Here is a 14,040-nt window from a genome sequence, read left to right on the forward strand (position 1 = left end):
CATGGCGAAATTCAATTTCAGTCATTCACTGATCAGACTGCGCTGGCGTCTTGCGTGTTTGAGTAATGTCGGTAAGTTGGGTTTGGGTATGCTGGTGCTGGCGCTGGTAGTCTTATTCGCAGCGGTCCTGCCGCAGGAGCAAACCAAAAATACATTGAAAAAGAAAGTAAAAACAGCGGAAAGTATACGAGCTGAGTTTCCGGAGCAGATCCAATTGAATGATGACCAGGCGCTGCAGGTGTTCTATGATTTTTTCCCACGCAGCGATTCTTCTCCATTCTGGATCAACGAACTGGACAAGATTGCCAAAAACCGGGGAGTTGAAGTCAGCCGGGGAGATTACCGTCTGGTGCTGGAAAAAGAGGCAAAGCTAGCGCGTTACGAAATCCAGCTGCCAGTGCGGGGCAGTTATCCCCAACTCCGGGCCTTCATTGCCGATGCACTGCAGGCAGTGCCTGCCCTGGCATTGGCGAGTGTTGTCATTAAACGTGAGAACATCCAGGCTGGCAGAATCGATGCCAGCCTGGGGATGTATCTATATTTGAATGATTATTAAGTTTTTCTCTGTTTACCCTGTGCCGCTGCACGGCCTCGTTTTCTGCCATCCGGAACATAAGCATGACTAACCCGCTAGTGCGTAAAATTGTCCTTTGGAGTGCGCTCGCTGCTACCTTGCTAGCAGTCATCGCGATAGACGAGGAACCGGAGGAATCGCGAGTAGATACCGCAGCAGAAGCGGTATTACCCACCCGCAATGTGGACAGGCGTACACGCGCTTCTGATAACCGGTCTAACCAGACACTTCCGGTTGATCAACTGGGGAAACGCACTTTCAAGGCAGAAGCGGATGATATTTTTGCTGTGAATTCCTGGCAGCCCCCACCCGTAAATGCAAGAAAAAAGGCAGGGGGGGATGAAGAGGATGAAGATGATCCCTTTTTTGTCGCCAGAAGAGCGAGTAAACCGCTTCCTGCACCCACACCTGTCGCGCCCCCATTAGCAATTAAATATCTGGGCCGGGTTAGCGATGGCCGTGTCACACGAGTATTTCTGGTACATCAGGAAAAGAATTATGCCACCAAAGTCGGAGAGCGGATCGACGGCCTATACCGTTTGGACAGTATCCGTGATGACGTCCTCGAATTGACTTATCTGCCATTGGGAATCAAACAAAAGCTTGTCATTAATGAAAAAACGTCTGGAAAAACCTGATGAATGCTAGTAAACCCCTGTTGGTGCTTTTATTGCTTATCTGGATGGCAGGTTGTGCGAGTTACACCACGAAGAACCCTGCTTTTTTACAGGGCAAGCAATTGATTACAGAGGGGCAGTTCGAAGCCGGTCTGGGTAAATTGCAACAAGCCGCTGATGAAGAACCGGAAAATATCGAGATTCGCGTGGCCTTGGTGCGGGAACTGGATTCAGTGGCCGGACAATTGCTGCTCCAGGCAGACAATGAACTGCTGACTGGTAATATCGACGCAGCCGAGCAGGCTTATCTGCGGGTTCTGGGAATTGCGCCGAATAATGAACGCGCCATTGCCGGACTGGAAGCGGCCGCAATCGACAGAAAGCATAACGGACTCGTCAAGCAGGCTAAAGAATATATGGCGAACGATCAGATCGAGGCGGCAGAAAAAATCATCCGCGGTGTTCTTGCCGAAAATCCGGCACAGGCTGACGCCAGGCAGCTGGTCAATGAACTGAGCGAACGTATCTCACGTGCTGAAATGTCGCAATTGTCACTGGTCTCGGCTTTCCGTCAGCCGATTACCATGGAATTTCGCGATGCACCGCTAAAAACCATTTTTGAACTAATTTCGCGTACCGCTGGTATCAATTTTATTTTTGACCGCACTGTACAGCAGGAAGCCAAAACCTCAATTTTTGTACGTGATAATCCGATCGAGGATGTATTAAAGCTGATTCTGCTGACGAATCAGCTGGCGTATAAGGTACTCAACGAAAATTCCCTGTTGATTTATCCGGATACGCCCGCTAAGCAAAAGGATTATCAGGAACTGGTCGTGCGCAGCTTTCACATCAATAATACCGACGTCAAGCAGATGGTCGCGATGGTGCGCGGACTGGTCAAGGCACGAGATATCTATGTTAATGAACGCCTTAACCTGTTTATCATGCGCGACACACTGGAAATGATCCGGCTGGTGGAGCGGCTGGTGACGATCAACGATTTTCCCGATCCGGAAGTGATGCTGGAAGTTGAGGTGCTAGAAATCAACCGTAATAACGCCTTGAAGCTTGGACCAGACATGCCAACACAAACCAGTTTTAGTTTTTTACCGGGAGTGGGTACGGCTGCCCCTGTCCTTGGTGCCGATGGGCTTCTTAAACTGACTCAAACCAGTATCGATGGGTTGCGTAATTTCTCTATTGCCAACCAAGTGTTGGTTGAATTCAGGAAAACTCTGACAGCTAATGACATATTGGCAAATCCGCGCATCCGCGTGAAGAGTCGGGAGAAAGCTAAAATTATGATCGGTGATAAAATTCCTATTTTCTCTTCAAACGCAACTTCAACCGGAGTTGTATCGCAAAATGTCACTTTTCTTGACGTTGGGCTTAAGTTGGAGGTTGAGCCCGTTATCTCACCGAACAGCGAGGTTTCCATAAAAATTTTACTGGAAGTAAGTACGCTCGGAGCAAGAGAAACATCTGGCACTACTACCGCTTTCAGGATCGGCACTCGATCAGCTGAAACATTGCTTTTCTCGCGCGATGGCGAAACCCAGGTACTGGCAGGGCTGATTCAGGATCAGGATAGGAGAGGGCTTAGCGGGATAGCTGGCCTGGTAGATATACCGGTGCTGGGCAGATTGTTTGCCAGTCAAAATCTGACTCGCGATAAAACAGAGATAGTTCTGCTGATCACGCCGCGTATTGTGCGTAATGTGATTCAACCCAGCAATTTCGAGAGCGAGTTTCATTCCGGTACTGCCAGTGCGGCTGGGAATATTCCGGTCAACATTCGCAAAACCGCACCGCAATCGTTGAGTTTGCTGCCCAGCGGAGGCGCAGGTGGGCTGGGAGGGAGCAATGTATTCGGACAGGCATTGCGCTCTGGATCACGAGATAATGAGGAAACAGTCAATCCTTTTGAAGCTGCTGCAGCGCAGGCGCGCTCGCCGGTGCCGACACTTAACCTGCAAGCACCAGCCAGTGTGGCAATGGGACGGGAATTTACCGCCACGGTACGCCTGATCACGCAAAACACCCAGTTAACCGGCGAAGTTGATCTGGGTTATGACCAGAGCGCGCTTGAGCTGATGGATGGCGCCGAAAACTCGGGGTCGCGCACGCTTAAATTCGGTCGCGAACAGCCGACGGGTATGACCAGTATTTTGCGTTTCAAAGTCATTGGGGCTAATACTGGCACAACCACTATTTCAGTTGATGGCGTGCGGGTACAGGATGAGAAGGGTGAAGCTGTCGAGATTCAGGCTCCTCCCGTAGCGAGTATAACGTTGCAGTAACATGGGAATGATAGTTTCTAAACGAGTTGATGTTGCCGAAATCTAATAGCCGTGGTTTCACATTAATTGAGTTGATGATCGTGGTGGCCATCATGGCTATTTTAGCGTCTGCAGCCATGCCTTTGCAGGAGATGATGGTCAAACGGGAAAAGGAACAGGCGCTGCGGACTGCATTACGACAGATCCGTACCGCGATTGATGCCTATAAGTTGGCGGCTGACGAAGGCAGGGTAGAGAAAAAGGCGGATGAAACGGGTTATCCCCGCAAGCTCGAAGATTTAGAGGCAGGAGTGCCGGATATCAAAACACCTGACAAGAAAAATATTTTTTTTATGCGTCGACTGCCACGTGATCCAATGTTTGCCGATTCCGAAGTACCGGCGGCAGAAACCTGGGGCAAGCGCAGCTATGAAAGCCCGCCGGATAACCCCGATGAAGGAGACGACATATTTGATGTTTACTCTTTGTCGGAACAAAAGGGTTTGAACGGTATTCCCTATAACCAATGGTAGCTATGCTCAAGCGTTTAGCATTTCCTGTTGCACGAGGTTTTACTCTGATTGAGCTACTGGTGGTGATGGCAATCATCGCTACCTTATTGAGCATTGTGGCGCCTCGTTATTTCACATCGGTAGATCGTGCTAAGGAGACGGTCCTCAAGCAGAATCTCAGCATTATGCGCGATGCGATTGATAAATACTTTGCGGATACTGGCAAATACCCACAGGATCTGCAGCAGTTGGTTGATGAGCGTTATATTCGCGCCATTCCAGTGGATCCCGTCACGGAGCAGCCGGTGTGGGCAGAAATACCGCCGCCTGATGAGGAAATGGAAGGAGTGTATGACGTCCGCACTACTTCAGACAAGCAGGCGCTTGATGGAACTTTTTACGAGAAGTGGTAGGGTGATAAGCAGCTACCGGGAACAAGGGTACGTCTATATATGGACATTGTTTGCCACCCTGCTGGCAGGCGTGATGCTGGCGGCTGCCGGAGAGGTCTGGCAGACCACTTCCCAGCGGGAGAAAGAATTGGAGCTACTTTTTATCGGTGATCAGTTTCGTCTGGCCATCACGTCCTATCATGATGCTGCGCAGGTAACGACCGCCACCAGCCGTTACCCGGAAACACTGGAGCAGCTTCTTGAAGATAAGCGGGGACCCAAGCCACTGCGGCATTTGCGGAAAATTTTTTTTGATCCGATGACCAACAGTTTTGAATGGGGATTGATCGAACAGGAAAATGGAGGAATTACAGGAGTGTATAGTCTGGCTACAACGCAACCAATAAAACGAGCAGGATTTCCGGAGGATTATACCAAATTTGAAAAAGCCAAAAGCTATCAGGACTGGCGGTTTGTACATGCCGGAGCAGTAGCGAAAGATGCCGGTCGCGCGCAAGAAAAGACCCAGGAAAGGCCTGCTAATCCTTTTGAGCAACTTGGCACTCAACCCGCCGATAATCCATTCTCTCAATCCCCACCAGCAGAGAATATCAATCCATTCCAATGATAGCTCCGTAAACCTGTTGGGATAATTTCGATATGCCGTAAAATAAGAACCAAGCGGATATAGGTCGGGTCTCAAACAGGTATTGAGCACTACTAAGGTTGAAATAAGGTTAACTAGATGAACATTAAAATAATGATGTTGTTGCTTGGTCTGATAGGATGCGCGCCGTTGCCCAAGGTTGACAGCCAGGCTGGATCCAGTTCAGCAATCGAACACAATCCAGGCGATTTGACCAATGCGATTGCGAGAAGCAGTCAGCATGCTGACTCGAGTCTGACTGAGGAAATATTGTTTGATTTTTTGCTGGCGGAAACGGCACTACAGCGGGATCGACTGGATATTTCTGCAGAAAGCTACGCAAGGTTGGCGCACATCACCCGGGATGCCAGAATTGCTGAGCGGGCAGCCGACATTGCCCTGCGTACCCGGCAACCAGCACTTGCGCAAGAGGCAATTGATTTGTGGGTAACGCTTGAGCCACAGTCGCAAGCGGCGCATCAGGCTGCGGTTATTTTATTTATTGATGTGGGTCAATTAAACAGAGCGCGTCCTCATCTCGAAAAGTTGCTGGCTTCGCAACCGGATGCAGTGGGTAAATCCTTTATGCAAATCAACAAGCTGCTGTCGCGTCATCCTGACAAACAAGAAGCGCTGACACTGGTTCGGCAGTTGGCGCGATCCTACGATAAACTGCCAGAAGCACATTTTGCCGTCTCTCAGGCCGCCTGGGCGGCAGATCAGCCGAAGCTGGCATCCGATGCCATGCAAAAGGCGCTCAAGTTGCGGCCAGAATGGGAAATGGCGGCAATTCATCAAGGCCGCATTCTGCAAAAACTCGATAACCCGGCTGCAATAAATTTTTATAAGCGTTACCTTGATCAGTATTCGAAAGCTAATGATCTGCGGATTGCTTATATCCGTGCGTTAATGGAAAACAAAAAATTCAGTCTGGCCCGTGAGCAATTTCACCGGCTGGAAAGCGAAAATGCTTCCAATCCGGATATAGCACTGGCTATCGGTTTGCTCTCCGCTGAACTGGATGACTACGGCAATGCAGAACGCTATTTCAAAAAAGCGCTTGAACTGGGATTTGAAGACACTAATTCCGTCAACTTCAATTTGGGACGTATTTATGAAACATCGCAGCGTAACCGCGAAGCAATGGATTCATATCGTAGAGTAACCGGTGGGGAGCGCTATATTCCGGCACAAATACGCTATGCTTTTCTGCTGGCTGGCCAGGATGGACTGACTCCTGCCAGACAGCACCTGCAAACGGTTCGTTATCTCGATGAAGAACAACGTATTCAGTTGATTCTATCCGAGGCACAGCTATTACGGGAGCAGGGCGCTAACCCTGAAGCATATGATTTACTCAGCACACAATTAGATGAAACTCCCCAACAACCCGAGATACTTTATGATCGAGCGCTGATTGCCGAGAAACTTGGCAAACTGGATATTCTGGAACAGGATTTACGTAAACTGATCGAATTAAAACCGGATAGTGCACATGCTTATAATGCCTTGGGTTACAGTTTGGCAGATCGTGGTTTGCGTTTGCCGGAAGCCCTCTCATTAATTCAGAAGGCCATCGAGTTATCTCCTGATGATCCCTATATCATGGATAGTCTGGGTTGGGCTTATTACCGTATGGGCAATCTGAAAAAAGGGTTGGATTATTTGAATACTGCTTTTGCCGCACGACCGGATCCGGAAATTGCCGCCCATTTTGGTGAGCTGCTATGGATGAATGGCCGGACTGAAGAAGCAAAGCAAATATGGCAATCAGCACTGGATAGTCATCCCGGAAATGAAGTATTACAGGACACCATGAAACGCTTCATACCCTGAATACCAATGAGGTCATGAAATCGTAATCGCCTGAATATCAATATGTAATTCAGGTGATTAATTGTCGATACAAGGCCGGTACAATTTCGACAAGTCGCTCCGGTTGACTGACAATGGCATGACCTCCACGACCAAACAGATAGGGAAAGTAATCCTTTGCATCATCATCAATGGTGATACCAAATAGGCGTAAACCAGTGCGCCGTGCTTCCAGAATGGCCTGTCGAGTGTCCTCGATCCCGTAACGACCTTCATAGTGATCCAGGTCATTGGGTTTACCATCACTTAATAATAGCAACAGGCGATGGCGTTCCGGACGGGAAGCCAGTATGTTACTAGCATGGCGTAGTGCTGCTCCCATGCGGGTGTAGTAACCGGGTCGTAATGCCGAGATTCGAGACAGTGTCTGCTGATTAAATGGGGAAGCAAACGTTTTGATAGTTGAAAACTTGACATACTGGCGTTTGCGCGATGTAAAGGTATATATCGAAAACCGATCACCACAAGTGGCGATACTGGAGGCTAACGCTATCAATGCCGCTTTTTCGATATCCAGAATTCGCTGATTATTGATCCAGCTATCCGTTGAGAGCGATACATCCACCAGAATCAGCACGGCCAAATCTCGTGCCTGTTCCCGTGCAGCCAGATACAAACGGTCAGAGCTGCTACCGTTCGAAATCCGATCGGATTGGTTACGCACAACCGCATCCAGATCGAGTTCTTCGCCGTCCAGTTGACGATGCAATATTGCTTTTTGTGGCCGGAACGCTTCAAATTGGCGGCGAATCCGGCGAATCTGCCTTCTGGTCTTGTCATCAGGCACCCAGTGTTCCCCATGCTCAGCAGCGACCTGGCACAATACCTGACAATGATTGGGATGATATTGCTTGCGGCGGTAATCCCATTCTGGATAGGTTGGTTGCGCAATAATAGCAGCAGGATCGACATCGCTTGGTGCCAGATCAAGATCAAATTTTAGTAGTGTTGCAGCAGGGCGCTGATGGGTTGTGACCACCAATTCTTCCATCGCTTCGGCAACATCACACGCAGTTGCTTCTTCATCGTCTTCCACCGGCCGATTAAGATCGATCATTTCTGACCAGGTAATAAGTTTTTCAAAACGATTGAGCAGTAGGGGATCATCGCGCTCGCTTTGCTCAAATTTATCGCGACGGGCTTGTTTGGCGCGTTTGTCTGATTCATTGTTTCTTGGTTGATTCAGGCGATCTTCTGCATCGGACTGGACGTTACCCGGCTTCTGGAGTGGGTTGGCTTCTATCTGCCCCCATAACGGGACCGGTAGAAAAGTATGATAGCCTCTTGCAGCGCGACAATCACTGAAATCAGCTGCTATTTGGCGCAGACGCGTGAGCCACGTCATTGCTCCGACATGATTGCAAGTTCCGCCGAGTAGCCCAACAATGACGTTCTCGACCATCTGTTCCTGAACTGGAAGCGTGCGACGTGGCCTTAAGTGCAATAATTGCGTACAAAGTATCTCGTAGTCTTGTTGCAAACCCGGGTAGCGCTCGATAATTTTCAAGCTGGTCCAGTAAGACCGGTGTAAAAATAGCAGATCTGCTTGTAAGGGATCCATCCCCGGTGGAAATGAATGGGTGCGTTTTCCCAATGCAAAAAAAGCGGCAAGCCAGAAATAAAGTTGCCGGTTGAGTGAGTGCTGTGGATAGAGGCTGATGCTGTCCGGGAGCAGTATGCGTTCGATAGTCAGCGCTGCGAGGGGAAGCTTTTCGTGATCACGAGCGAGTTTCTGCTTCCAATTGAGACGGTGGTGGGCAGTACGCGGCATTCCCGTAGTCAATGGTATCCCGGGGTCTCCTCCCAAACCACGAAAGAAAATACACAATGAGGAATGGATAGATGCCAGGGTAACTCTTGCGGCAGGATATACGGGATAACTTCCAGCGTCCTGATGCGCTATCAGGCGATGCCAGTAGCGACCAACCTGTTCTTCCAGTTCCAGCCAGTGCCACATAGTTTTAATCTATGTTTCTGGAGGAAAAGGGTATCCCTGAAGGAAGCAAGCAATTAGCATATTGTTCTCTAGCCCATCATTTTACGGAATTTGTGGATGACAAAAAATACCAGTGAAACAATTACGGGAATCGCAAGACCTGTCGCCAATTCAACATTGACTGCGATTCCGGCAGCCTTGAGCGCTTTGAGACCATAACCGGTAATACCGAGTAGATAATAGCTCAATACCACGACGGATAGTCCTTCCACGGTCTGTTGTAAACGTAATTGCAAGTGCGCTCGGTTGTCCATTGATTTGAGGAGATCTCGAATCTGGGATTCCATCGAGATATCCACTCGTGTGCGCAGCATGGAGGTGGCGCGTTCGACGCGTAGAGACAGTATTTCGAGTTTGGAGCGCACCAGATCAAATGTCCCCATGGCAGAAGTGACACGCTGTTTGCGGTATTTATACAGCATCTGCAGCCCCTCAATACGCTCTTCACGCAACTCAGTGATGCGTTGCTGCATGATCGCATGATAGGTTTGCGAGGCACTGAAACGATGACTGGATCGTGTCGACATTTTCTCTATTTCCGAAGCGAGTTTGGTTAATTCAACTAGTAATTTCTGTTCGTCCTCTATATCGTTGAGCGCATTATTGGTTGCAATCAAATTGGCGAGTTGATCTTCGTATTGTTCCAGATGGAGAATAAGGTTACGCGTCATGGGTAGTGGCAAAATGGCCAGCATTCGATAAGTTTCGATTTCCAGTAGACGTTGTACCAGTCTGCCAACCTGGCGACTGCGCAGATTGTCATCATGAATCAGGATGCGAGTGAAGCCATCCGAATGAATCTGGTTATCGCTCCAGACGCTTGCGCCACCAGCAGAAACTTTTGAGCCGATTACCGTGTTTGATGAAAACAATACTGCCAGTTCGCTCAGACTGCGACTCGGACGCCTGCGGTCATCCAGCGCGATGTGAGTGGCAACCAATACTTCTCCAGGTAAGCGTGCCAGCCAGTCCCGCGGAACATATGCAATGGCAGGTGTGGCGAAAGGAACATCAAACTGGCCTTTGTAGTAAAGAGTGTAGGTTGAATACTCAGTATGGCGCTCCCAGCGCATGCGTAAATCTCCCAGGTCAATGCTGATCTGATCAAAACTGTCGTTGGGAGCGCTGATGTTGAATTGTTCGCATAGCTCAATGATGAGCTCACGTTCGTGATTGATCCATTGCCGGTCGGATAGCAATACCAAGTGTGAAAGCTGTAACGGAATGTTGATCAGTTCGGGAATATCAGTGCTGAGTTCCATATGCAGCAACTGTCGTTCTGCATATTCCGCAATACCCAATAAATTTTCATTGACTGAATCGTTTGGCATGATTTTCTAAATTTTTTGATAATGATGCTTGGGTTAAATCCAGAATTCCAACAGTAGTTTTGTTCCCAATAAATAAAGTAGTCCTACAAAAATGCTTTTCAGTCTGTTTGTCGGCATAGTATGCGCGGCTCTGGCGCCAAGTGGTGCGGTTAATATTCCTGCCAGAGCAGCCATTGCAAACGCGGGCAAATAAATATAGCCTAATGTATATTCTGGTAGAAGCTGTGGTTGCAATAACCCGTTTGCAGCATAGCCAATGGCGCTCGCCAGCGCAATTGGAAAGCCGACAGCAGCGGCCGTTCCCATCGCTTGATGCAGCCTGATCTGGCAGGCAGTAAGAAAGGGCACGGTCAATAACCCTCCGCCGATCGCTACCAGACTCGATATTGCCCCAATCATACCACCTGCTGCGAGCATACCCGGACTGCCGGGAAGCGAAAAACCAGCTTTGGGATGCAGATTAAGCCACATTTGCGTCGCTGCACAATAAATAAATATGACAAAAATGATCCCGAGTGCCTGGCCGGAAAGTTGACCAGCGAGCGTCGCACCAGCCAGCGCACCGAGAAAAATACCCGGCGTGAGATGACGCACAATCCACCAGTTTACGGCACCACGTACGTGATGAGCGCGTAGACTCGATATGGATGTCAAGGTAATGATAGCTGTGGTTGTGCCCAGCGCCAGATGCATCACCAGATCTGCGGCAAATCCTTTACTGATAAATACAGTCATTAATATTGGCACCATCAGTAAACCGCCGCCTATTCCGAGCAACCCGGCAAGGAAACCGACAAGCGCGCCGGCCAGCAAAAAAATCCACCAGGCCTCCATGACTAATGCATTACCGGGCTTTGCTGTTTTATAAAAAAACCATTAGTTCTAGACAGCACTTACAATTTTTTTGAAATGAATTCCCATTCATTGGGATCAACCGGAGTAATGGACAATCGATTACCCTTTTGCAGAATACGCATACTGGTCAGCTCAGGATAGGTGCGCAGTTCCTGCAGGGGAAGCAAGCGTGTTTTTTTTAGAAAAGTGACTTCAACGTTGAACCAGCGCGGGTTTTCCAACGAGGATCTGGGGTCGAAATATTTGCTGTTGGGATCGAACTGTGTTGCATCAGGGTAAGCCAGCCTGGAAACCTGCACAATACCGGCTATTCCAGGTTGCGGGCAACTGGAATGGTAAAAAAATACCAGATCGCCGATTTGCATCTGATTACGCATGAAATTGCGTGCCTGGTAGTTACGCACGCCATCCCAAGCCACGGTTTGTCCCGGTAAAGTGGCCAGACTGTCAATACTCATTTCCGATGGTTCGGATTTCATTAGCCAGTATCGCATCACCAACATGAATTAACATACTTAAAAGCAGGGTCCCCGCGAATGCCGTCAGGCTGATATCTTGAACCTGATGGTTCAAGATGGTCGCCAACCGGTTGCATCAGGTGCATCTCGTTAATGCAAGATGCTCACAACAGCAGCCATCTGGTCAGCAACCCGGTACAAAAATTGGTTCAAAGAATACAGACCTTAACCAACACCGCAGGGATAATCGATTGATGGCCGATCGTTGTTAGAGGTGCTCTTTAAAGCTGATGATCACTCTCTAGCAACGCATCGTCCAGCTTAGATTCGATGAGTCCGATTCTACGCCTAAATTCCTTGATGTCAAAACCTTTGCCAGCATGCATATTCAGGAGCTCATGTGTAATATTCAGTGCGGCCGCAATCGTAATTCGTTCGGTGCCAACAATTTTGCCGCCACTTTTGATTTCCTGCATTTTTTTATTGAGGAAATCGACCGCCAATAGCAATCCCTCGCGTTCATCTTCAGCGCAATGAATCCGGAATTTCTGTCCCATTACATTTATATCTATTGTCGTTTCTGTACTCATTTTTTAACACTCAGGAAGATTGTCCAATAGTTTCTGCAGTCGTTCGGCAGTCAGATCAATGCGGTTTTGCAACTGGCGTCTGGCTGCCTGCTCAGCTGTTAATAAATCACGTAATCTGGCGTTTTCCTCGCGTATAGCCTGATGCAACTTCAGTAGCTGGTCAAGTTTGTCTTCAAGCACTTTTAATTCCGAATCGATTAACACCGTTCTTGATTCAGCCGATGTTGATTTTAGATTCAGTTTGAGTGCGAGCCAGTATCGTATCCACTCCTTGTGGCAGAGTATCAGGAAAATCCCGGCTATAGTGCAGTCCCCGGCTCTCATGGCGCAGCATCGCGCTTCGAACAATGAGATCAGCGGTACAAACCAGATTGCGCAGTTCCAGCAAATCAGTACTTACGCGAAAATTGGCATAGTATTCGTTGATTTCTTCGTGCAACAGATCAATACGATGCTGTGCACGCTGCAGGCGTTTGTTAGTGCGCACAATTCCAACGTAACTCCACATGAAGCGGCGTAGTTCGTCCCAGTTATGCGAGATCACGATTTCCTCATCAGCATCGGTAACGCGACTCTCGTCCCAATCCGGCAATACCGGGTTTGCGAACGGATGTTGTTCAATGATGTGTCTGGCAGCCGACATGCTGATGACCAGGCATTCCAGCAGGGAGTTGCTTGCCAGGCGATTGGCGCCATGCAGTCCGGTATAGGCGACCTCTCCGACAGCATAAAGGCGGCCAATATCGGTGCGGCCATGTCGATCCGTCATCACGCCACCACAAGTATAATGCGCTGCTGGCACCACCGGAATAGGTTCGCGAGTAATGTCGATACCCAGATTCAGGCAGAATTGGTAAATCGTTGGAAAGTGCTGTTTCAAGAAGTCGGCCGGCTTGTGAGAAATATCCAGAAAAACACAGTCCAGGCCGCGTTTTTTCATTTCAAAATCAATGGCGCGCGCGACAATATCGCGCGGTGCAAGCTCGGCACGCGTATCATGCTGTAGCATAAAGCGTTCCCCGTCCGGCAGTTTCAGCAAACCACCTTCTCCTCTGACCGCTTCGCTAATCAGGAAAGATTTGGCATGAGGGTGATACAGGCAGGTAGGGTGGAACTGAATAAACTCCATATTGGCTACGCGGCAACCGGCACGCCAACCTATGGCGATGCCATCTCCAGTCGCTACATCAGGATTGGTTGTATATAAGTACACCTTGCCTGTGCCGCCGGTTGCAAGAATCGTATTTTGTGCCCCGATCGTGCGGACTTTACTCGCTACCTTGTCCAGTATGTAAGCACCATGGCAGTGATTTCCTTCTGTAAGCCGGTGTTGAGATAATTTTTGATTTGTAATCAGATCAACCGCGATATGCTGTTCCAGCACATCAATATTGGGATGCTGTAAAACCTGTTCTCCGAGAGTCAGTTGAATTACTTTACCGGTTGCATCATCGGAGTGAATAATGCGACGTACGCTATGTCCACCTTCGCGCGTTAGATGGAAACCGGTTTCATGATGATCGTCACGTGTAAAATTCACACCATGTTCTATCAGCCAATTGACTGCTGCCGGCCCATTTTCGACGATATAACGTGTCATGGCCTCATCGCATAAACCAGCGCCAGCCATCAGAGTATCGCGAATATGCGCATCAGGCGAATCCTCAATTGACAGCACTGCTGCAATGCCCCCCTGCGCCCAGGCGCTGGCGCTGTCATTCAGTTTCTTTTTGGTTACTACGGCCACCCTGAGAGTCTTTGCCAGATTGAGAGCCAGTGTCAGGCCGGCCAATCCGCTGCCAATAATCAATACGTCATAATATTTTGCTTGCATTGAAACAGGTTCGCAGTGGGATTTGATTAAAATGACTTTCTGGGAAAATAGCAAATTATCACATTTTCAAACAAACTT

The 14,040-nt window shown here is 48.8% G+C and carries 14 protein-coding genes and 1 other RNA gene; 7 read left to right on the forward strand and 8 right to left on the reverse strand.

Features of this window, described 5'->3' with window-relative positions:
- Position 1: 1 nt before the first annotated feature.
- From NSMM_RS07750 to NSMM_RS07780, 7 genes are all read left to right on the forward strand, one after another.
- On the forward strand, positions 2–556 hold the full coding sequence (locus tag NSMM_RS07750) for a hypothetical protein (protein WP_090286256.1): 555 nt from the start codon (positions 2–4) through the stop codon (positions 554–556).
- A gap of 62 nt (positions 557–618) precedes the next feature.
- The gene (locus NSMM_RS07755; RefSeq protein ID WP_090286258.1) at positions 619–1,212 is read left to right on the forward strand and encodes a hypothetical protein; all 594 of its coding nucleotides are present in this window, start codon (positions 619–621) and stop codon (positions 1,210–1,212) included.
- Positions 1,212–3,494 (forward strand): secretin N-terminal domain-containing protein, encoded by a 2,283-nt coding sequence (locus NSMM_RS07760; RefSeq protein ID WP_090286260.1) that lies wholly within the window; start codon positions 1,212–1,214, stop codon positions 3,492–3,494. Before NSMM_RS07755 ends, NSMM_RS07760 begins: the two co-directional genes overlap by 1 nt.
- A gap of 29 nt (positions 3,495–3,523) precedes the next feature.
- A complete protein-coding gene (locus NSMM_RS07765) occupies positions 3,524–4,006 on the forward strand; it encodes a type II secretion system protein (protein ID WP_090286262.1) in 483 nt (160 codons plus the stop codon).
- A gap of 2 nt (positions 4,007–4,008) precedes the next feature.
- Positions 4,009–4,398, forward strand: a complete 390-nt coding sequence (locus NSMM_RS07770; RefSeq protein WP_090286345.1) for a type II secretion system protein — start codon at positions 4,009–4,011, stop codon at positions 4,396–4,398.
- A complete protein-coding gene (locus tag NSMM_RS07775; RefSeq protein WP_090286265.1) occupies positions 4,373–5,005 on the forward strand; it encodes a hypothetical protein in 633 nt (210 codons plus the stop codon). The genes NSMM_RS07770 and NSMM_RS07775 overlap by 26 nt, the downstream gene beginning before the upstream one ends.
- 117 nt (positions 5,006–5,122) lie before the next feature.
- Positions 5,123–6,859 (forward strand): tetratricopeptide repeat protein, encoded by a 1,737-nt coding sequence (locus NSMM_RS07780; RefSeq protein ID WP_090286266.1) that lies wholly within the window; start codon positions 5,123–5,125, stop codon positions 6,857–6,859.
- A 49-nt stretch (positions 6,860–6,908) separates the two neighbouring features.
- Here the strand turns inward: NSMM_RS07780 and NSMM_RS07785 are convergent, their stop codons facing one another.
- The 8 genes from NSMM_RS07785 to nadB all read right to left on the reverse strand — a co-directional run bounded on the left by NSMM_RS07785 (position 6,909) and on the right by nadB (position 13,962).
- Positions 6,909–8,855: a nitric oxide reductase activation protein NorD gene (locus NSMM_RS07785; RefSeq protein ID WP_090286268.1), complete on the reverse strand. Its 1,947-nt coding sequence runs from the start codon at positions 8,853–8,855 to the stop codon at positions 6,909–6,911.
- A 68-nt stretch (positions 8,856–8,923) separates the two neighbouring features.
- Positions 8,924–10,225, reverse strand: a complete 1,302-nt coding sequence (locus NSMM_RS07790; RefSeq protein ID WP_090286270.1) for a DUF3422 family protein — start codon at positions 10,223–10,225, stop codon at positions 8,924–8,926.
- 33 nt (positions 10,226–10,258) lie between these two features.
- Positions 10,259–11,059 (reverse strand): sulfite exporter TauE/SafE family protein, encoded by an 801-nt coding sequence (locus NSMM_RS07795; protein ID WP_090286271.1) that lies wholly within the window; start codon positions 11,057–11,059, stop codon positions 10,259–10,261.
- Positions 11,060–11,118: 59 nt separating this feature from the next.
- A complete protein-coding gene (locus NSMM_RS07800) occupies positions 11,119–11,574 on the reverse strand; it encodes an EVE domain-containing protein (protein ID WP_090286347.1) in 456 nt (151 codons plus the stop codon).
- Between the two features lie 29 nt (positions 11,575–11,603).
- Positions 11,604–11,785, reverse strand: a non-coding RNA gene (ssrS, locus tag NSMM_RS07805) — 6S RNA.
- A 34-nt stretch (positions 11,786–11,819) separates the two neighbouring features.
- Positions 11,820–12,128, reverse strand: a complete 309-nt coding sequence (locus tag NSMM_RS07810) for a cell division protein ZapA (protein ID WP_090286273.1) — start codon at positions 12,126–12,128, stop codon at positions 11,820–11,822.
- Between the two features lie 3 nt (positions 12,129–12,131).
- Positions 12,132–12,308, reverse strand: a complete 177-nt coding sequence (locus tag NSMM_RS15605; protein ID WP_176753890.1) for a hypothetical protein — start codon at positions 12,306–12,308, stop codon at positions 12,132–12,134.
- Between the two features lie 34 nt (positions 12,309–12,342).
- Entirely contained in the window at positions 12,343–13,962 is a 1,620-nt protein-coding gene (gene nadB / locus NSMM_RS07820; RefSeq protein WP_090286277.1) for an L-aspartate oxidase, read from the reverse strand.
- Positions 13,963–14,040 lie beyond the last annotated feature (78 nt).

Source organism: Nitrosomonas mobilis (assembly GCF_900103035.1).
GTDB classification, from domain to species: domain Bacteria; phylum Pseudomonadota; class Gammaproteobacteria; order Burkholderiales; family Nitrosomonadaceae; genus Nitrosomonas; species Nitrosomonas mobilis.

Excerpts from the sequence above, each read along its gene's own strand:
- NSMM_RS07770 (WP_090286345.1), top strand. The coding sequence starts at position 4,009 with ATGCTCAAGCGTTTAGCATTTCCTGTTGCACGAGGTTTTACTCTGATT.
- NSMM_RS07795 (WP_090286271.1), bottom strand. The coding sequence starts at position 11,059 with ATGGAGGCCTGGTGGATTTTTTTGCTGGCCGGCGCGCTTGTCGGTTTC.
- NSMM_RS07760 (WP_090286260.1), top strand. The coding sequence starts at position 1,212 with ATGAATGCTAGTAAACCCCTGTTGGTGCTTTTATTGCTTATCTGGATG.
- NSMM_RS07765 (WP_090286262.1), top strand. The coding sequence starts at position 3,524 with ATGTTGCCGAAATCTAATAGCCGTGGTTTCACATTAATTGAGTTGATG.
- NSMM_RS07780 (WP_090286266.1), top strand. The coding sequence starts at position 5,123 with ATGAACATTAAAATAATGATGTTGTTGCTTGGTCTGATAGGATGCGCG.
- NSMM_RS07790 (WP_090286270.1), bottom strand. The coding sequence starts at position 10,225 with ATGCCAAACGATTCAGTCAATGAAAATTTATTGGGTATTGCGGAATAT.
- NSMM_RS07785 (WP_090286268.1), bottom strand. The coding sequence starts at position 8,855 with ATGTGGCACTGGCTGGAACTGGAAGAACAGGTTGGTCGCTACTGGCAT.
- nadB (WP_090286277.1), bottom strand. The coding sequence starts at position 13,962 with ATGCAAGCAAAATATTATGACGTATTGATTATTGGCAGCGGATTGGCC.
- NSMM_RS07775 (WP_090286265.1), top strand. The coding sequence starts at position 4,373 with ATGGAACTTTTTACGAGAAGTGGTAGGGTGATAAGCAGCTACCGGGAA.
- NSMM_RS07755 (WP_090286258.1), top strand. The coding sequence starts at position 619 with ATGACTAACCCGCTAGTGCGTAAAATTGTCCTTTGGAGTGCGCTCGCT.
- NSMM_RS07800 (WP_090286347.1), bottom strand. The coding sequence starts at position 11,574 with ATGCGATACTGGCTAATGAAATCCGAACCATCGGAAATGAGTATTGAC.
- NSMM_RS07750 (WP_090286256.1), top strand. The coding sequence starts at position 2 with ATGGCGAAATTCAATTTCAGTCATTCACTGATCAGACTGCGCTGGCGT.
- NSMM_RS07810 (WP_090286273.1), bottom strand. The coding sequence starts at position 12,128 with ATGAGTACAGAAACGACAATAGATATAAATGTAATGGGACAGAAATTC.